The 16,427-nt window shown below is 48.4% G+C and carries 20 protein-coding genes; 13 read left to right on the plus strand and 7 right to left on the minus strand.

Annotation, left to right across the window (positions count from 1 at the left end):
- Nucleotides 1-47 precede the first annotated feature (47 nt).
- The 10 genes from ACDE64_RS04800 to ACDE64_RS04845 all read left to right on the plus strand — a co-directional run bounded on the left by ACDE64_RS04800 (nt 48) and on the right by ACDE64_RS04845 (nt 8,048).
- Nucleotides 48-1,997 (plus strand): asparagine synthase-related protein, encoded by a 1,950-nt coding sequence (locus ACDE64_RS04800; protein ID WP_411349168.1) that lies wholly within the window; start codon nt 48-50, stop codon nt 1,995-1,997.
- A 36-nt stretch (nt 1,998-2,033) separates the two neighbouring features.
- Nucleotides 2,034-2,162, plus strand: coding sequence for a paeninodin family lasso peptide (locus tag ACDE64_RS04805; protein WP_411345350.1), 129 nt, complete (start codon nt 2,034-2,036; stop codon nt 2,160-2,162).
- Between the two features lie 64 nt (nt 2,163-2,226).
- Nucleotides 2,227-2,361 carry a paeninodin family lasso peptide gene (locus tag ACDE64_RS04810; RefSeq protein ID WP_411345351.1) on the plus strand — a complete coding sequence of 45 codons (135 nt, stop codon included), beginning with the start codon at nt 2,227-2,229 and terminating at the stop codon, nt 2,359-2,361.
- Nucleotides 2,362-2,406: 45 nt separating this feature from the next.
- On the plus strand, nt 2,407-2,544 hold the full coding sequence (locus ACDE64_RS04815) for a paeninodin family lasso peptide (protein WP_411349169.1): 138 nt from the start codon (nt 2,407-2,409) through the stop codon (nt 2,542-2,544).
- Nucleotides 2,545-2,604: 60 nt separating this feature from the next.
- Nucleotides 2,605-2,733 (plus strand): paeninodin family lasso peptide, encoded by a 129-nt coding sequence (locus ACDE64_RS04820; protein WP_367054040.1) that lies wholly within the window; start codon nt 2,605-2,607, stop codon nt 2,731-2,733.
- Between the two features lie 286 nt (nt 2,734-3,019).
- Entirely contained in the window at nt 3,020-3,952 is a 933-nt protein-coding gene (locus ACDE64_RS04825; RefSeq protein ID WP_411349170.1) for an aldolase, read from the plus strand.
- A 290-nt stretch (nt 3,953-4,242) separates the two neighbouring features.
- Nucleotides 4,243-4,554: a lasso peptide biosynthesis PqqD family chaperone gene (locus ACDE64_RS04830; protein WP_411345354.1), complete on the plus strand. Its 312-nt coding sequence runs from the start codon at nt 4,243-4,245 to the stop codon at nt 4,552-4,554.
- Nucleotides 4,529-4,993 carry a lasso peptide biosynthesis B2 protein gene (locus tag ACDE64_RS04835; protein ID WP_411345355.1) on the plus strand — a complete coding sequence of 155 codons (465 nt, stop codon included), beginning with the start codon at nt 4,529-4,531 and terminating at the stop codon, nt 4,991-4,993. The genes ACDE64_RS04830 and ACDE64_RS04835 overlap by 26 nt, the downstream gene beginning before the upstream one ends.
- A 65-nt stretch (nt 4,994-5,058) precedes the next feature.
- Complete coding sequence (locus ACDE64_RS04840) at nt 5,059-6,258, plus strand: nucleotidyltransferase family protein (RefSeq protein ID WP_411349171.1); 1,200 nt, start codon at nt 5,059-5,061, stop codon at nt 6,256-6,258.
- Entirely contained in the window at nt 6,255-8,048 is a 1,794-nt protein-coding gene (locus ACDE64_RS04845) for an ABC transporter ATP-binding protein (RefSeq protein ID WP_411349172.1), read from the plus strand. The genes ACDE64_RS04840 and ACDE64_RS04845 overlap by 4 nt, the downstream gene beginning before the upstream one ends.
- A 165-nt stretch (nt 8,049-8,213) precedes the next feature.
- Here the strand turns inward: ACDE64_RS04845 and ACDE64_RS04850 are convergent, their stop codons facing one another.
- The 4 genes from ACDE64_RS04850 to ACDE64_RS04865 all read right to left on the minus strand — a co-directional run bounded on the left by ACDE64_RS04850 (nt 8,214) and on the right by ACDE64_RS04865 (nt 11,238).
- Nucleotides 8,214-8,708 (minus strand): type II toxin-antitoxin system PemK/MazF family toxin, encoded by a 495-nt coding sequence (locus ACDE64_RS04850; protein ID WP_411349173.1) that lies wholly within the window; start codon nt 8,706-8,708, stop codon nt 8,214-8,216.
- A 52-nt stretch (nt 8,709-8,760) separates the two neighbouring features.
- Entirely contained in the window at nt 8,761-8,961 is a 201-nt protein-coding gene (locus ACDE64_RS04855; protein ID WP_411349174.1) for a hypothetical protein, read from the minus strand.
- A 235-nt stretch (nt 8,962-9,196) separates the two neighbouring features.
- Nucleotides 9,197-10,129: an aldo/keto reductase gene (locus tag ACDE64_RS04860; RefSeq protein WP_411349175.1), complete on the minus strand. Its 933-nt coding sequence runs from the start codon at nt 10,127-10,129 to the stop codon at nt 9,197-9,199.
- Nucleotides 10,130-10,233: 104 nt separating this feature from the next.
- Nucleotides 10,234-11,238, minus strand: a complete 1,005-nt coding sequence (locus ACDE64_RS04865; RefSeq protein WP_411349176.1) for a Gfo/Idh/MocA family protein — start codon at nt 11,236-11,238, stop codon at nt 10,234-10,236.
- A gap of 126 nt (nt 11,239-11,364) precedes the next feature.
- Here ACDE64_RS04865 and ACDE64_RS04870 point away from each other — a divergent pair, with 126 nt between their 5' ends.
- Together ACDE64_RS04870 and ACDE64_RS04875 are read left to right on the plus strand one after the other, a co-directional pair.
- Nucleotides 11,365-12,198, plus strand: a complete 834-nt coding sequence (locus ACDE64_RS04870) for an AraC family transcriptional regulator (protein ID WP_411349177.1) — start codon at nt 11,365-11,367, stop codon at nt 12,196-12,198.
- A 159-nt stretch (nt 12,199-12,357) separates the two neighbouring features.
- A complete protein-coding gene (locus ACDE64_RS04875) occupies nt 12,358-13,002 on the plus strand; it encodes a hypothetical protein (protein WP_411349178.1) in 645 nt (214 codons plus the stop codon).
- A gap of 191 nt (nt 13,003-13,193) precedes the next feature.
- On the opposite strand, the gene cysC is transcribed toward ACDE64_RS04875, so the two are convergent.
- Complete coding sequence (gene cysC, locus ACDE64_RS04880; protein WP_411349179.1) at nt 13,194-13,814, minus strand: adenylyl-sulfate kinase; 621 nt, start codon at nt 13,812-13,814, stop codon at nt 13,194-13,196.
- Nucleotides 13,815-13,970: 156 nt separating this feature from the next.
- Here cysC and ACDE64_RS04885 point away from each other — a divergent pair, with 156 nt between their 5' ends.
- Nucleotides 13,971-14,279 carry a hypothetical protein gene (locus ACDE64_RS04885; RefSeq protein ID WP_411349180.1) on the plus strand — a complete coding sequence of 103 codons (309 nt, stop codon included), beginning with the start codon at nt 13,971-13,973 and terminating at the stop codon, nt 14,277-14,279.
- 219 nt (nt 14,280-14,498) lie between these two features.
- Here ACDE64_RS04885 and ACDE64_RS04890 read toward each other — a convergent pair whose 3' ends face one another.
- Together ACDE64_RS04890 and ACDE64_RS04895 are read right to left on the minus strand one after the other, a co-directional pair.
- Nucleotides 14,499-15,413, minus strand: a complete 915-nt coding sequence (locus tag ACDE64_RS04890; protein WP_411345366.1) for an EamA family transporter — start codon at nt 15,411-15,413, stop codon at nt 14,499-14,501.
- Between the two features lie 265 nt (nt 15,414-15,678).
- Nucleotides 15,679-16,416, minus strand: a complete 738-nt coding sequence (locus tag ACDE64_RS04895) for a polysaccharide deacetylase family protein (RefSeq protein WP_411345367.1) — start codon at nt 16,414-16,416, stop codon at nt 15,679-15,681.
- Between the last annotated feature and the right edge of the window lie 11 nt (nt 16,417-16,427).

A 16,427-nucleotide genomic window follows, 5' to 3' on the forward strand; every position in this document is an offset into this window, starting at 1 on the left:
CACCATGCTACTAATGAATAAATATAGGACTGAAAGGAGTGCAGACGATGAGCGCAATCGCCGGAATATGGGATCGTAGCAAACAGCAAAGCCCGGAGCAATGGACAGCGTATGGGCAGCAAATGATGGACAGCATGAGCAAATATCCGAAGGATCGCTCAGCCATCTGGCAAGATGGACACGTCTGGCTCGGCTGTCATGACCAGTGGATCACTCCAGAGTCGGAAGGACAACAAGTCCCGTATGATGATGCATTACGTAGATTGACGATTACCGGTGATGTCATTCTCGATAACCGCGAAGAATTGATGTCACGACTTGGACTGCAACATGAACATGATATGCCTGATTTGCATGTATTGTTGCGTGCGTATGAGCAATGGGGCGAGCAGATGGCAGATAAGCTGAATGGTGATTTTGCCTTTATGATCTGGGATGACGCACGTCAGCAGTTATTCGGTGCACGAGACTGGTCAGGCAACCGAACATTGTATTATGCCGAGCAGCAAGGAGCATTTCTGTTTGCAAGTACGATGGAGGCATTGTTGCATACGGGTATCGTTGGAAGAACGTTGTCCACACCATGGATGGCGGAGTTTCTAACCACAGTGGCAATGGAAGAGTCAACCGATATTCAGGCAACGGTGTATGAGCAGATTAAGCAATTGCCGCCTGCCCATGCTATCGTATTGAACGAATCTCATGTGCGTATGTACCAGTATGGTAATCTATTGCCGGATGCACCGCTGCATTTACGTTCGGATGGAGAATACGAAGAAGCATTCCGCGAGCTATTTGCCCGTGTTGTACGTGCCAAAGTGCGTACTCGTCATGGTGTAGCTGCAACGTTGAGTGGTGGATTGGATTCAGGCAGTGTAGTCAGTTATGCTGCACCGATCTTGTCGGCGCAAAACAAGCCGATTCACACGTATAGCTTCGTTCCGATTCCAGGCTTCAAAGATTGGACGTCATCGCGCATTATGGCGAATGAACGTCCCTATATTGAAGAAACGGTCAAGCATGTGCGCCGTGTGAACGATGTGCATGATCATTATATGGACTTTGCCGATCGCAGTCCGCTGAGTGAAGTGGAGCACTGGCTTGGTCTGATGGAGATGCCTTACAAGTATTTTGAGAATTCGTTCTGGATTCGAGGAATCTTCGAGCGTGCTCAGCAGAATGGAGCAGGGGTATTGCTAACCGGGGCGAGAGGGAACTTTACTATCTCTTGGGGACCTGCGATCGAATACTATGCCGTGATGCTGAAGAAATTCCGCTGGCTGCGATTGTATCAGGAATTGAAATTGTACAGTCGAAACGCCGGTATTCGTCGCAAAAAGATCATTCAGCAGATTAGTGAAACGGCATTTCCGGGATTATCGCGCAGTGCGCCTGATCTCGGTCGCCCAGATGCACTGAAATGGATCAATCCTGAGCTGGCACAGCGAACCGGTATGGTAGAGCGTGTGCGTCAAGCAGAGCTAGATCTGATCGGTAGCGATACGATGAGCGATATGGAAGTTCGGCATAGCAAATTTGCCAATTTGGCGGTAGCGAACAAGGATGGCGCGGTCACATCGAAGATCTCGATGGGCTACGGTGTCTGGGAACGCGATCCGACGAATGATCCGCGTATTATCAAATTTTGCCTGTCACTTCCATTTGACCAATATGTACAAAATGGGATGGATCGCGCTCTGATCCGCCGTGCTACCGCTGGGAATTTGCCAGATAAGATCCGATTGAACCAGAAGGTACGCGGGCTGCAACCGGCGGACTGGGTACTACGGATGCGTCCGCAATGGGGCGCTTTTACAAGTGAAATTCGTGATCTTTGCCAGGATTCTGCGGTAGCGGAATGGGTAAACACGGATAACATTATGCACGCACTGCATGAGGTGGGAGAATCGCCTGATGCGGAGGCAGCATTCAATCCGGCTACACGCCTGCTGATGCGCAGTCTGATTATCGGACGCTTCATCCGCGGCTTAGCATAATGTTTGTATACTCTGTAAAGGAGGTGAAAAACAAGGATGAACAAAATGGAGTGGAATGCGCCGGAACTGGAAGTTCTGGACATCAACGAAACGATGGCCGGCAAAGGCTGGAAAGTCATCGACTGGGTTACCTACGATGATGCCGACCTGTACAATCCAAGCTGATCCAACTAAGGGGTAGTCAGTCGCTATTCAGTTTTATATCCAAACATTATGGGAGGCACGTGCAATGACAAACGAAAAAATGCAATGGCAAGCTCCACAGCTTGAAGTGTTGGATGTAAACGAAACACAAGCAGGTAAAGGCTGGAGAGTGATTGACTGGGTTACTTACGACGACGCGGACCTGTATAACCCGAGTTGATCGGCACATCCGCACCTTTCATATCCACGCACAAAGGAGGAATTAATGATGAATACTGATAAATTGCAATGGCAAGCACCAGCTATGGAAGTGCTGGATATGAGCCAGACAGCAGCCGGTAAAGGCTGGAAAGCTATCGACTGGGTCACTTATGACGATGCGGATCTGTACAACCCAAGCTGATTAAAGTCCTGGGTCATCGTTTCGACAGTTTCACCCCAACTATAGAAGGGAGGCTATGCGATGCAAAAAGAGCAATGGCAAGCACCGACGCTGGAAGTTCTGGATGTCAATGAAACAATGGCAGGTAAAGGCTGGAAAGTGATCGACTGGGTCACTTATGATGATGCGGATCTTTACAACCCGAGCTGATCGGTGTTCTGCCTGCACAGGATCATCATGGACCTGTTCGGGCCTCTGATGACGAAAGTGACCCTTATACCTTGTAACGTATAAGGGTCCATTTTCTTGACTTTACCCAAGACGAGTGAGTAGACAAGCTGTTTCACACATAGGTGACCTATCATAGCACAATTGCAGATCGAACAAGCAGGTCGTTGACCTGTAGCTTCATATTCCAACTGCGCACAACGCGTATTGCCGATGGATGTCCGGGATGCTGGCGCATCGCGCAGACCTACACTGGGAGGACCAGATTATGAACACGATCCAACAAACCGTATATCAGGCGTTTGGCCTGCGGATTCAAAGCGAAATTTCCTTGCCCGAGTTGCAGCAAGTTAACGATACAATAGATTCCATTGACGTGACCATCCGTTTTGGCGACTTGTCCAAATGGGAGCATGTGGTCAACGCACGCGAAACCAATTTCAGTATTCAGCTAGCGGGCTTTATGTTCCGTATGCCGGATACCGCCACTTTTTGCATTTCCGAAGGCGAACAGATTGTTGTTGATCCGTTGCCAGGTGTAAGTGAGGATAAGATCCGGCTGTTTGTACTTGGAACGTGCATGGGTGTACTGCTGATGCAGCGCAACCGATTCCCGCTGCATGGTAGCGCATTGCTGATTGAAGGCAAAGCATACGCGTTTGTCGGTCAATCCGGAGCAGGCAAATCGACACTGGCAGCTACTTTTGTCAAAGCAGGTTATCCACTGCTGAGCGATGATGTCATTCCGATTGCGTACAAAGATGGTATTCCGTTAGTGTACCCGACCTATCCGCAGCAAAAATTATGGCAAGAAAGTTTGGACCATTTTGGTATGTCGTCCAATAGTTATTCGGCGCTGCACGATGAATATGATAAATTTGCCATCCCGGTCGGGGATAAATTCCATAATGAGCCTGTACCGCTCGCTGGTGTATTCGAACTGGCGAAGACGGAAGATCCATACGCTTCGATCCGCAAATTGGAGCGTCTGGAGCGTGTGCATATTTTGCTGGCACATACGTACCGTAGCGCAGTTATTCCACGGCTGGATCTGAAACAGCAGCATTTCTCGATGGTAGCTGCTCTGGCGGGCGAGCTGGAAGCTTATCAGATTCATCGTTCGACCACGACATTTACAGCACCGGAGATTGTGGAAAAGGTACTGTCCTTGATTCGCTCCAATCGTTACAGCAATTCCTAAGCATGCTCGTTATGCTCGTTATGCTCCTGAGCGCGAGAATATCGCGATCATCGTAACGAATGTTTCCAATCCAACAGGTGTACCAGACAGGCAGCAGAGCGATGGCACTTCCATCGCTATCGCCTGTTTGTTGTATACCGGAACGTTTCAGATCATATGCGATGTTGTTATAACATAAGAACGTCATGGAGAAATACGGAAGGGGTGTTGTCTTTTTCATCGGTATCATGAATCGGTAGAACGGTTCATCACTGTAAGCTAATTTGCCCATACGGAAAGGGGAGTTCATAATGACCCAAACAGAATTGTTAAACAACCAGAAGATCACGCAAAACAAAAATTATATCGCCAGTGATATGAATGGCGAAAAAGTGATGCTGGATGTGCAATCCGGTAAATACTACAACCTCGGTGCAATCGGTGGACGGATCTGGGATTTGACATCACAGCCAACAACGGTGGATGGCATTGTAGATGTACTGGTACAGGAATATGATGTACCTCGCGATGTTTGTTCACAGCAAGTGCAAACATTTATCCAGCAAATGCTGAATGAAGGTCTAGTTGAGGTGCAGGATGGCGCGGACGATCGCAATCTCTAAGCTGAGCAAGCTGCGTCAATACCCTGCCGAGATGCGACGTCTGATGCTGGAGGCGTTCTGGTATCTGGCATGGGGACGCGTATTGAAGATGCTGCCTTTTGCCAAAGTGTCGCCTTCCCTTGGTGACCATATGCAGGAGACGACTTACGAAACGCAACGTGAGGCACACCGCCAATCGGTTCAAATCTCGAAGGCGTTGCATCTGGTCAGCCCGCATGTGTTCTGGGAAACGGAATGTCTCGTTATGGCATTTGCCGCTCAGAAAATGTTAAACCGTCGTCGTCTGCCCAGTACGTTGTATCTCGGAATGCGGCGGGATGAACGCGGACGTACTGCTGCCCATGCGTGGCTGCGCAGTGGACGCTTTTACCTGACCGGGGCGAAGGAGCTGGATCAGTATACCGTCGTCGGTATGTTTGCCAAACAATTTCAATCTTAACCGGAGATGACCCTGTGCATGAGGCAGCGGCAGACCCGGACGATTTTGCGATAAAGGAGTACGCCATGAACAAGCAATGGAGCCCTGAACTGCATGATTTCCCTGCTGAACTGCTGCTTTTGCTGGATATGGTTCAATCCGGGCGCAGTTCGTTTGCTGCCTTGAATGTGGCAGATCAATCACTGGACTGGCAGGCGTTTGGCTCGCTTGCCTTGCATCACCGCTTGTATCCAACCATTCACGCGGTCTGTAATGCACAGTCGCAGCAGTTGCCTAGTAACATGCTGCAATGGCTGAATCAAAAATACCAACGCAATGCGTTTACGATGCTGCAACTGAGCGGTCAGATGCAGCGCGTGACACAGGCGCTAACCGATCGTCAGATTCGTGCGCTGCAATTAAAAGGGCCAGTACTGGCGCAATCGCTATACGGCGATCTGTCCCGCCGCACGTCCAAAGATCTGGATGTGCTGGTGCCGATCGAACAGGCAGACGAAGCAGAGCAAGTATTGCTGAACCTCGGATTTGTGAAAACACAGGAAGTGCCGCGTACGACTGACAATTGGCGCTGGCGGTACAACCATGAATCGTATGTCGATGAACGCACGGGTGTAGAAATTGAACTGCACTGGCGGCTGAATGGCGATGCGGGCGCTGAACAAGGATTCGAGGAGTTATGGGAACGCCGTCAACAGCTGGAATTTGGCGGAACAGCAATTCAGATGCTGGGACAGGAAGACCTGCTGATCTATCTGTGTGTGCATGGCGCACGTCATGCGTGGTTCCGTCTACGCTGGCTCGTCGATATTGATCGACTGGTGCAAAGCCAGCTGGATTGGCAACTGCTGCGCCGCTTAACGCATCAATACAAATGCAACCATATCGTTGGTCAGGCATTTGTATTAACTCACTGGATGCTGCATACGCCGATTAGTGGCGAGATGGCACAATGGGCAGATGCTCCGCGTGCGCAGGATCTGGCGCGGCGCGTACTTGTCTTTATTCGGGAAAAGGTTAATCTATGCCCGGAGCCAGAAACGCAGGTGCTTGCCAAGCATTATCGGTCTTATCAATACGCGCTGAAAACGATCGGTCAGAAGGCGCTATTCTGGGTGCGCAAAATGGCACCGGATGATTGGGATATGCAAACATTGCCGCTGCCCAAAATGCTGTATTTTATGTATTATCCGTTGCATCCGTTTCTGCTGCTATATCGTCGTACTCAACGACGTGACGCGGTGCAAAGAGAGGTGGAGCAGCAATGAATGTAATTCGCAATTATGTGAATGAACTGCGCCAATATGCAGGCAAACGACTGTATCTATATGTCGCATTGATGCTGCTGATTAGCGTGCTTGATATGGTGACACTGTACATGCTGGTGCCATTGCTCAGTCTGATTGGCGTATTCGGCGGTAGTACCGGTTCGTTGCCGATGGCAGGGCTGTTCGATCCGCTCAAGCAGATGCCACTTGTAACTTCACTGGCGATCGTGCTGGGCGTATACAGCCTGCTGACGGTCATACAAGGATTCATGCAGCGCAAACAATCGATTATGGGCGCGGAGATTCAGCAGGGCTTTATCAAAACACTGCGGCTGCGCGTCTATCGTCATATTATGCGCTCGAATTGGTCATTTTTCCTGCGTAAGCGCAAGTCCGATCTGAGCCATATGCTGACGACAGAGCTGGCGCGTGTCAGTCAAGGCACCAATCTGGTGCTGATGCTGGCGACGTCGATTTTGTTTACCGTGCTGCAAATTGGATTTGCGATGGTACTGTCGGTAAAAATGACGCTGCTCGTGCTGATCGGCGGTGGACTGCTGGCACTGTATGCCCGCCGGTTTGTGCGTCGCTCCAAAGCGTACGGCGACAAAATGACACAGTTGTCTCAAGATTATTTTTCCGGTATTCAGGAAAATCTGAACGGGATCAAAGATATTAAAAGCAATATGCTGGAAGCATCGCATTTTGACTGGTTCCGCAATATGGCGAACAAGCTGGAATATAATCTGATCCAGCAAGTACGACTAAATTCAGCAACTCAACTTATGTACAAGCTGGTTTCGGTTGTATTCATTATCGGATTCATCCTATTGTCGGCACAGGTGTTCCAGTTACAACCGGAACGTTCGGTGCTGATCATCCTGATCTTCGCCCGCCTGTGGCCTCGCTTTAGCGGCATTCAGTCGTATTTGGAATACATCAGCGCGCTCGTACCTGCCTTCCATGCTCTGTCCAAGTTGCAGGAGGAATGCAAACAGTCCGAAGAAAGCTATAGCCCGGTTGCGCATGGCGAAGGCCCTGTGCAAAGTATGCAGGATGGTATCCGCTGTGAAGAGGTATCGTTCCGTTATACGACCGAGCATGAAGATGCCCTCAAGCAGGTCAATCTGTACATCCCAGCAGGCAAGATGACGGCGATTGCCGGACGGTCTGGTGCCGGGAAAAGTACGTTGATCGATCTGTTGATGGGTCTGATGGAGCCGCAGCAGGGTACAGTGAAGGTGGATGGTGCTTCGCTAACTGGCGAACGTCTGCTATCATGGCGCAATTCGATCGGATACGTCTCGCAGGAGCCGTTTCTATTCCATACGAGCATCCGTGACAATCTGCTGCTGGTGAAGCCGGAAGCGACTGAGGATGAATTGTGGGAAGCATTGGCATTTGCCGCGTGTGACGAATTTATCCGCAAGCTGCCGCAAGGACTCGATACGATTATCGGTGATCGCGGGGTGCGACTGTCTGGCGGAGAACGTCAGCGTGTCGTGCTAGCACGAGCTATTTTGCGTAAACCGGAAGTGCTTATTCTGGATGAAGCAACCAGCTCACTGGACACGGAGAATGAAGCCAAAGTGCAGGCTGCGCTGGAGAAGCTAAAAGGCAAAATTACACTCATCGTCATCGCTCACCGCTTGTCCACGATCCGCAATGCCGATCAGGTGGTCGTGGTGGACGATGGTCGTATCGTGCAGCAGGGAGAATTTAGCCAGTTGTCACGCGAAACGAAAGGCACATTCCATCAACTGCTCGGCTACCAGAACGCCGCGCAGTGAAGAAGCTGCAATCATGGATGTTGCAAGCCGATTGGTTAATTATTGAGCATATAGGATGCGGTATCAAGATCGAAGCTTGCTGCGAATCAACGCCAAGCTTCGGTTTTTTATTATAATAAATGAGATGATTGTTGTGTCTAGAAAGCTGGATTTGCTTTCACTTACTTATGTATTGCTGGAACCGTCTTGTAGCTCTTGTTGCTGCTCAAGGGCTTTTAGAGCTATTAATGTTTCTACTGCTTCGTACAGATTCAGAGTTTGAATTAGCTGTAAATCGACTTGCAACATTGTATCTGGATCCATCTCTCCTTTATACGAATCAAGCCATTCACGATTAAGAGTCACAACCTGCCCAGTACTCACATAGGAATCATGATCCAAAAATGGATGCTTCTCTTGTGTAATTCTTACTAGCGAACTCATAACACTACGATTTTCTTTCTGCGCTCGATTGGCTTCTGCTTTTGCCGTTGTAATCGGTACGACCAATACTGATCTGGAATCAACATCTTCAAAATCATGATCGTGCAGTACAATTGCAAAATGCAATCCCTTCATAATAAAGCTTGGCTTTGGTGTATCGATAGACTCTTTTGTTTCTGGAAAATGAGCTTTTATTACCCAGCCCCGTTGAAAATTGTTTGCCCCTTCTAGTAGCACGTATGTTCCCCCTAATGAACAAAATAAAATCCACCGTGTAATAGTGGATTTGTTAATTATGTTTTGATGCGTAAAACAGCGTCTCTTTTTGCAGCGCACGATCAATTTTCTTTTGAACTTCAGGTGTACGATTGTGGCTGTAATACTCAGCCGCACTTACACCAAAGCGTTCTTTGGTAATTGCATCGATTCGTTTGGCACGCTCAATAGCAGATGGTTCTTTGTGTGTAGATGGAAATGGAAGGATATCCATTACAATTACCTCCTAATTTGAGGTTGGTATTGAAGAAAAGTAACGTTACTTTTCTTCAATTGTATCACCAACAGAAGCTCTTCACAAACACTTCCTTAGCTTGTAAATAGAGAGCACTCGGATCATCTTTCCTTGCTCATCCGGGTGCTTGTTAAGTTTTCTTCGACTAATAAAATATATAGGTTCTTCGTTTGGCTCATTCGGGCGCCTAAACTTTGAGCAGACACAACACGACTTAATCCTGACGCAAATCGAGCCATTCCACTTCGTCGCGGGTCAATACAATGCCAGCGCCTTCATCACAAGACAGCAATTCCTCACGATTTTGCGCACCGATCAATGCGCATGTCGGAAACGGTTGATTCAGCACATATGCTAGCGCGATCTGAATCGTGGTGGTGTCTTTTTGTTGCGCCAATTCCCCAGCACGGCGCAGGCGTTCCCAGTTGCCATCACTGTAAAATACGCGTACTAGATCGGCGTTGTCACGCACTTCGGGTGTAAAGCGTCCGGTGAAAAAGCCGCGTGCTTGCGACGACCATGACAGCAGCGGTAGCCGAGTTTGTTCATGCCAATCCAGCGTCTGCTGATCGGCGGATACACAGCCTGCCCAGAACGGCTCGTTTGCTTTGGCAAGACTGAGGTTGGGGCTACTAAACGTAAAGCCGACCAGCCCATGAGCAGCTGCATAATCATTCGCTTCTTGCAGACGTTGCCATGTCCAGTTGGACGCTCCAAGTGCACCGATCCGACCTGCTTCCCGATGTTCGTTAAGCGCTTCCAGAATGACGCCGACAGGTACGGATTCATCATCCCGATGCAGAGCGTACAATTCGATAAAATCGGTTTGCAACCGTTCGAGACTAGTCAGCAGATCGCTGCGAATATCCTGCGCATTCACACGCGGACCGTTCTGGTCATGATGCGCACCTTTGGTCAGAATAACGATGGAGTCGCGATTGTTATGCTCCTGCATATATTGACCGAGCACCACTTCACTTTCGCCACCGCAGTAAATATGAGCAGTATCGACGGTAGTACCACCGATTTCGAGAAATGCGTTCAGATTAGCAGATGCCTTCTCATATGTGTCATGTTTAAAATAATCTGTGCCTTTGATCAGTCGTGAAACAGGTTTACCTGCACCTTCAATATGGATATAGTCCATTTCGATTCAATCCTTTCCTATGGGTAATCGATGTTCATAACTAATTTTAATAAATGATTTCGATAGCACGTTTCGGTAGCTGATTTCCGTAAAGGCATATCGTATTACAATCCAATACGCTGTTGTTCATCTGCCGAGCGCAGACAGGCTTCCAGCACTCGCATATTTTGCACAGCATCCTCTGCTCCGTAGCGTGGCGCTATACCATCCAGCACCGTACGGGCAAAGTCATCTGCTTGCGCCGCATACTGATTGATCACAGGCACTTCCACTTCGCGCCGCTCATCACAGATAGTGACGAAGAAGTTGGAGCGATTGTCCTCGTGACTCACAAAGGCGGACGGCACTTCGATAATGCCTTTTGTCCCTAGCACTTCCAACGTATTGCGAAACGCCGCCCACATGCCGCTGTCGAACGTGACGCCGATCCGGTCACCAAATTCCAACAAACCACTTGCCATCATATCCACGTTATCATGCTCTGGTGAAAAGAAGCCTTTGACTGTCGCCGCAGATGGTTCCGCACGCAGCAGCATACGCGCCGCACTGATCGAATAACAGCCGATATCGTACAATGCACCGCCACCCCAATCACGCCGAAAGCGTACATTGCCGTCGGCACTGCTGTTGTTAAATGTAAACGTACTATGAATGCCGCGAATGTCACCAATCTCACCGCTGTCGATTATGTTGGCAATCTGCTCATAGCGTGGATGATGACGATACATAAATGCTTCTGCCAGATGCACCCCGGCAGTCTGTGCTGCATCTGCCATTTGCTGTGCTTGATCGGCGTTCAGCGCAAGCGGCTTTTCACATAAAATATGCTTGCCCGCCTGTGCCGCACGGATCGCCCATTCGCAGTGCAAATGGTTAGGTAGCGGAATGTACACCGCGTCGATCTGCTCGTCTGCCAGCAGTTCCTCATAGCTGCCATACGCGGTAGGGATGCCGAGCTGCTGCGCTGTTTCGCTCGCCTTGTCGAGATTGCGACTGGCGATGGCGGTCACTTCATTTCGCTGTGATTGTTGAATACCGGGGATTACGGAGCGGATAGCAATACTGGCACTGCCGAGAATACCCCAGCGCAATTTGGTGTTGGTGGTCATCTTGTATTTCCTCCTATGGATAGGTTAACTTTGTTCTATGTTGTGATTATAATGAATAATAAAGACCTTGAAAATGATAATATATTGAATCAAATTAACACAAAATTGTGGTTAGGAGAATGGAGTATGATTAGGCAGAGCATGCTGCTGACATTGCAGGAACAGCCTTATTTTTGCCTGCCGGAATCGGTAGGATTGTACAGTGAGCATCCGAATCATTCGGTGCTGCGAGAAGAAGGAGCGCTGAACAATTTTAATATTCATTATGTCGCTTCTGGGAAAGGATATGTGGAAGTAGACGGGACAGTGCATGAAGTGCGCGGCGGGCAGGCGGTGTTATATTTTCCATTGCAGCGACAGCGGTATTACAGTAGCCAGGATGATCCATGGGATATTCGGTGGGTGCACTTTTATGGAGAGCGGCTGCACGATTATATGATTGAGCGCGGATTTCATCGGCATCCGCTATGGACGCTGCGACAGCGGGAATCGTGGGAGCAGGCGCATCTGCATCTGCTGGATGAGGCAGAGCATAATCGCATGCTGCATCCGTCCCGATTGTCGACGCTGACGTATGCAGTACTGGCGGAATTTGTACATCAGGCGGTGCCACTCAAGAAGACGCGGGCAGGCAAGGCGGAGAATCGCATTTTGGCGCTGCTGCCACAGATGCAGCAGGAAGCATGCGAGCCATTTCTGTTGCAGGATTGGGCGGAACGGGCAGGCGTGAGTGAGTATTATTTTTGTAAGTTGTTCAAAACGCTGACCGAGATGACACCACTGGAATTCATCACCCGCTCACGCCTGCAAATGGCAAAGCAATGGCTATTGGAGCGCCCAGATCGCAATATCGGTCAGATTGCGGCAGATGCCGGGTATCCGAGTGTGAGTTATTTTAACCGTCAATTTATGGCGCGCGAGAGCATGACGCCGAGTGAGTATCGTAAATTGTACTGGTGAGGGATGGATCGTAACCAGATAGCTGCTTCTAGCATTCCATCCGGTTACAACATAATCGGGATGTTACAAAAATGGAAAAAGAAACCGATTCTCTATATAGATCGTATGAGGTACAAGAATAAGCGATAATTGTATAGAGAAAAAGGGGATATGAATGTCATGAACAAATGGATCACAATAGGTACACTGACTGTAATGATGCTTGTAGCTACAGGCTGCAACTCGTCCGGCAATACGCAGATTGCTTCGGACACAAACACTTCTACCGCAAGTGCGGAAGCGAACAATCAAACTACACATAGCGACACTAGCATTGCCAAGGATCATGTCACTGCATCAGACTCAAAAGAGCTGTCCGATCATGATTACAATCTTATGGGCGAATATATGGATAAAACCGATAAGCTGATGCAACGATGGGATACGGAATTGTTTGCTATGCAGGCGACCATTGATGCACTGACGAACTATGAACTAGGAGAAGTAGAGACGGAAGCCAAATTTAGACAGCATCAACAAGCATTTCACGGGTTGAATAGCGAACTAAAACTGATTTCCGCTCCTGATATGGAATCGGGATATTGGGGAAGTGTATTCAATAACTTTCATACTAATTTTGTTGGGGCGCCTGCCGCTGCTGAGGATGCTGCGCAGTACTTTGTCGAAGCATTCGAATATCAGGACGAGTCCAAAGCAAAGCGGGGGAGTGAGTCGTGGGAACGGGCATGGGCGTATTATGATCAAACGAACGATAGTTTGGATGAGATGACAAAGCAAATGCGTCTACTCAAAGCCCAACAATAACAGATCGCAAAAGAATCGCCCTGCCGCATTGTCCAGTCATGACGAACAATGCAGCAGGGTGAGCACAATGAACAGTTATAATGCATTTGATGTTGTACATATAAACGTCTAAAAGTAGGAAAGTCTAAAAGTATCCAACCGAGCGCGCCCAATCATCATTCTGATGGCAATCATTCATCACAAATATGCAATCAAAGCAACGTTGCCTCTTCTGGCGCAGCACCTAATTCTAACGTTTCAACCATAAGCATCACAGCTTCCTGCACAGATAAAATCTCTGTATTGATTACTAGCTCTGGCGATTGTGGCTGTTCATACGGTGCATCTACACCTGTAAAGTGTGCAATTTCACCAGCACGGGCGCGTGCGTACATGCCTTTTGGATCGCGCAGCTCACACACTTCCAGTGGACGCGCTACATGAATCTCGGCAAAGTCTTCCGCTGCGAACAGCTGGCGCACACGATCCCGATCTTGCGCATACGGCGATACAAACGCGGCAATCACGATATGCCCGGCATCCAGAAACAGTTTGCACACTTCGCCAATTCGCCGCAGATTCTCGCGTCGATCTTGCTGGGAAAAGCCTAGATCGGCATTCAAGCCATGCCGAATATTATCGCCATCCAGCACATAACACATCCGTCCCTGACGGAACAATTCCTGTTCCAAAGCAAATGCCAGCGTTGTCTTACCCGCAGCAGGCAGACCGGTCAGCCACAGTACGCGCCCTCGTTGTGCATACCGTTGTTCTCGCTGCTGACGGCTTACCGTCGAAGTCTGCCATACGACCTCATTGGTCGATTTCATCATTCACTCGCTCCTTTGACAATATGTATGTGCTTATCATATCAGGTTGGGAACGCGTGATGCCAATCTTGGCGTGAAATTTGCACAAAAGCGAAAGCAAGACATACTACGCAGAAGAAGTATACAACAGACATACATAAGAGAAGGGCGGAATATACTATGGCAAAATGGTTCAAAGCGGTTTGGATCATGGTGGTGATTGCTCATGTGTTATGTATCATCAACTGGTTTGTGATGACAACCCATGTTTTCCAGCAGCGATTACATCCGTTGGACATCATATATTTCATACTTGCAGGCTTTTTCTCTTTTCCATTATTAGCGATGTCCATTGCGGCAATCTGGTTTCCGCGCACGAGAGCAAACCCGACATTGAATTATGTAATCGGTACACTGATTATGATCTGTTTGGTCTACGTTATGCGTTGGTACTTGGAATACAATGGATATTCTCATCCTAAGTCGTAAAGTAGGATGTCAGCACAGTGATTAGTATGATCAAAAAAAACCGGGTATGCAGCAGAATTGTGCATACCCGGTTTCTATCAATAGCTGCTATTTCAAACTACTTGAAAGCTAGCTCATTTTCAAAATGGGATTCGTTATTCCATACGTCAATTGCTACTCCATTCTCATCGCAGATCATCGTTCCAATGCTTGTCCCTTGTTCTTTGCTCAAGAGCGTATTCAAAGATGACCAACCTCAGGTGAAATGACAACTGTCTGGCGCTTGCGAGTTCGTGCTTTCCTGTTGCCCAGCGCAATCCCGATCAGAATGATCAGCACACCTGTCCATTGCAGCACGCTCACCTGCTCGTGCAGGGCAAAGTAGGACATCGTTACCGCCATAGGCAATTCCGACGCGGTCATGATCGTCCCTAGACCAGCCCCCAGATGTGGCAATCCGATCGAGAATAGCAGCGGCGGCAATACCACGCCGAAGATACCAAGCACCAATCCGTATGGCAGAATGCCCATCAACATATCGCTGTGGAAAATAAACGTAGGCGGATAAATGAACAATACGAGCAAAAATGCGCCAGTAGACATCAGCGAGCTTTTTAGCATCGGTTGTGTACCTTTGCCGACAAAGCTACCGAGGAAAATAAAAAGCGCGAACGACACGGCTGCCAGCAGCCCCCAGAAGATGCCGACCCATGAGAGCGAAGCGCTTTGCTGGGACAACACATTTGCCGCCAAAAATGAGCCAATCAGCAGGATGACGATTGCGAATAGTTTCTCGCGTGTCGGTTTCCTTTTCTGGAACAGCCATTCATACAGCGTGCCAATCCAGACGAATTGGAACAACAAAATAATTGCAAACGAAGCGTTCAGTGATTGCAGCGACTGATAGTAGAACAATCCTGCCAACCCGAAGGGCAAGCCAGCCAATACAATTTTGAGCGCGGTTGTGGTTTGTATTTTCTGTTTTTTGGTACATAGATACACGATCCATGTGAAAATCACACCGAAAAAGTATTGCGCTGCGGTTACTTGTCCGCTAGTGAATCCGGCTACATATGCCGTTTTCACAAACGTGGACAGAATACCATAGCTGCATCCTCCCAAAAATACAATCAGTGCGTACTGCCATAACTTCATAATTCCATTCTCCTTTATGCGTAACCAAGATGAAATAATGTTCAAATCTCCAAAACAACCAAATAAAAAAGCCACACACGATGTCGGAATGACATCGTGTGTGGCGAAAATAGAGTATGCCTCTACAAAAATCCACAATCATGAACAGAATGCACATTGGTTCATGGTATTTGAACATTATTTCAAATTAGTATAAAATGAAAATCTTTTTCTGTCAACGATGTGACATGATTCTCTTGTGTATCTACAGCATATACGTTCGCTATTAACGTTCGTCATTCCAGAAGTTCACTGGTTTGATCGACTTATCAAGCGTTTTGAACGTGTAGCCTTCTGCCTTCAGTTCCTTCATCAGGATCGGTAGTACTTTTAGCGTTCCCGGTTGATCATGCATCAGCACGACTGGAGTTTGACCACGGCGCTCTACGGAATGAATCTGACTCATGATGTTGTTGTAGACGCGCTGATGATCTTTTTTGTACTTCCAATCCAGTGAATCGACATTCCAATCCCACAGATGGAATCCGCCGACTGGCAGCAGCACATCGCGGAAGTTCTTTTTCAGATATGGTTTGCTGCCGTAAGGCGTACGTACAAGGCTGGTGTATTTGCCAGTTACTTTGTACAGACTCTTGTTGGCGCCAACCATCTCGTTGTAGGCACTGTACGGTGAAGCGTAGAATTTGCCCGGTACATGGGTCACGCCATGCAGTCCGAGTCCATTGCCTTCTGCCACGATGCGTTTGGTTGCTGACGCGTAACGCTCCATATGTGGACCGAGCATGAAGAAGGTCGCTTTGGCATCATATTGCTTCAGAATGTCCAGCAGCTGCATCGTATGTGCAGTCGGACCGTCATCGAAGGTGAGATAGATGGTCTTGCCAGCGGTCGCCTGATTCTGTTTGTCTGTCGTTCCGGAAGATTTGGCGGCGGCAAAGACGGATTGCGGAATGAGTAATGCCATGATGAGTGTAACGATTATCCATTTTTTCTTGTGCAGCATACGATTGAACG

Source organism: Paenibacillus sp. WLX2291 (genome assembly GCF_046603665.1).
In the GTDB taxonomy this organism is placed as follows: Bacteria; Bacillota; Bacilli; order Paenibacillales; family Paenibacillaceae; genus Saccharibacillus.

What these genes read in the sequence shown, in the direction of transcription:
- ACDE64_RS04800 (WP_411349168.1), top strand. Translation starts at nt 48, where the DNA reads ATGAGCGCAATCGCCGGAATATGGGATCGTAGCAAACAGCAAAGCCCG.
- ACDE64_RS04805 (WP_411345350.1), top strand. Translation starts at nt 2,034, where the DNA reads ATGAACAAAATGGAGTGGAATGCGCCGGAACTGGAAGTTCTGGACATC.
- ACDE64_RS04810 (WP_411345351.1), top strand. Translation starts at nt 2,227, where the DNA reads ATGACAAACGAAAAAATGCAATGGCAAGCTCCACAGCTTGAAGTGTTG.
- ACDE64_RS04815 (WP_411349169.1), top strand. Translation starts at nt 2,407, where the DNA reads ATGATGAATACTGATAAATTGCAATGGCAAGCACCAGCTATGGAAGTG.
- ACDE64_RS04820 (WP_367054040.1), top strand. Translation starts at nt 2,605, where the DNA reads ATGCAAAAAGAGCAATGGCAAGCACCGACGCTGGAAGTTCTGGATGTC.
- ACDE64_RS04825 (WP_411349170.1), top strand. Translation starts at nt 3,020, where the DNA reads ATGAACACGATCCAACAAACCGTATATCAGGCGTTTGGCCTGCGGATT.
- ACDE64_RS04830 (WP_411345354.1), top strand. Translation starts at nt 4,243, where the DNA reads ATGACCCAAACAGAATTGTTAAACAACCAGAAGATCACGCAAAACAAA.
- ACDE64_RS04835 (WP_411345355.1), top strand. Translation starts at nt 4,529, where the DNA reads ATGGCGCGGACGATCGCAATCTCTAAGCTGAGCAAGCTGCGTCAATAC.
- ACDE64_RS04840 (WP_411349171.1), top strand. Translation starts at nt 5,059, where the DNA reads ATGAACAAGCAATGGAGCCCTGAACTGCATGATTTCCCTGCTGAACTG.
- ACDE64_RS04845 (WP_411349172.1), top strand. Translation starts at nt 6,255, where the DNA reads ATGAATGTAATTCGCAATTATGTGAATGAACTGCGCCAATATGCAGGC.
- ACDE64_RS04855 (WP_411349174.1), bottom strand. Translation starts at nt 8,961, where the DNA reads ATGGATATCCTTCCATTTCCATCTACACACAAAGAACCATCTGCTATT.
- ACDE64_RS04860 (WP_411349175.1), bottom strand. Translation starts at nt 10,129, where the DNA reads ATGGACTATATCCATATTGAAGGTGCAGGTAAACCTGTTTCACGACTG.
- ACDE64_RS04865 (WP_411349176.1), bottom strand. Translation starts at nt 11,238, where the DNA reads ATGACCACCAACACCAAATTGCGCTGGGGTATTCTCGGCAGTGCCAGT.
- ACDE64_RS04870 (WP_411349177.1), top strand. Translation starts at nt 11,365, where the DNA reads ATGATTAGGCAGAGCATGCTGCTGACATTGCAGGAACAGCCTTATTTT.
- ACDE64_RS04875 (WP_411349178.1), top strand. Translation starts at nt 12,358, where the DNA reads ATGAACAAATGGATCACAATAGGTACACTGACTGTAATGATGCTTGTA.
- cysC (WP_411349179.1), bottom strand. Translation starts at nt 13,814, where the DNA reads ATGATGAAATCGACCAATGAGGTCGTATGGCAGACTTCGACGGTAAGC.
- ACDE64_RS04885 (WP_411349180.1), top strand. Translation starts at nt 13,971, where the DNA reads ATGGCAAAATGGTTCAAAGCGGTTTGGATCATGGTGGTGATTGCTCAT.
- ACDE64_RS04890 (WP_411345366.1), bottom strand. Translation starts at nt 15,413, where the DNA reads ATGAAGTTATGGCAGTACGCACTGATTGTATTTTTGGGAGGATGCAGC.
- ACDE64_RS04895 (WP_411345367.1), bottom strand. Translation starts at nt 16,416, where the DNA reads ATGCTGCACAAGAAAAAATGGATAATCGTTACACTCATCATGGCATTA.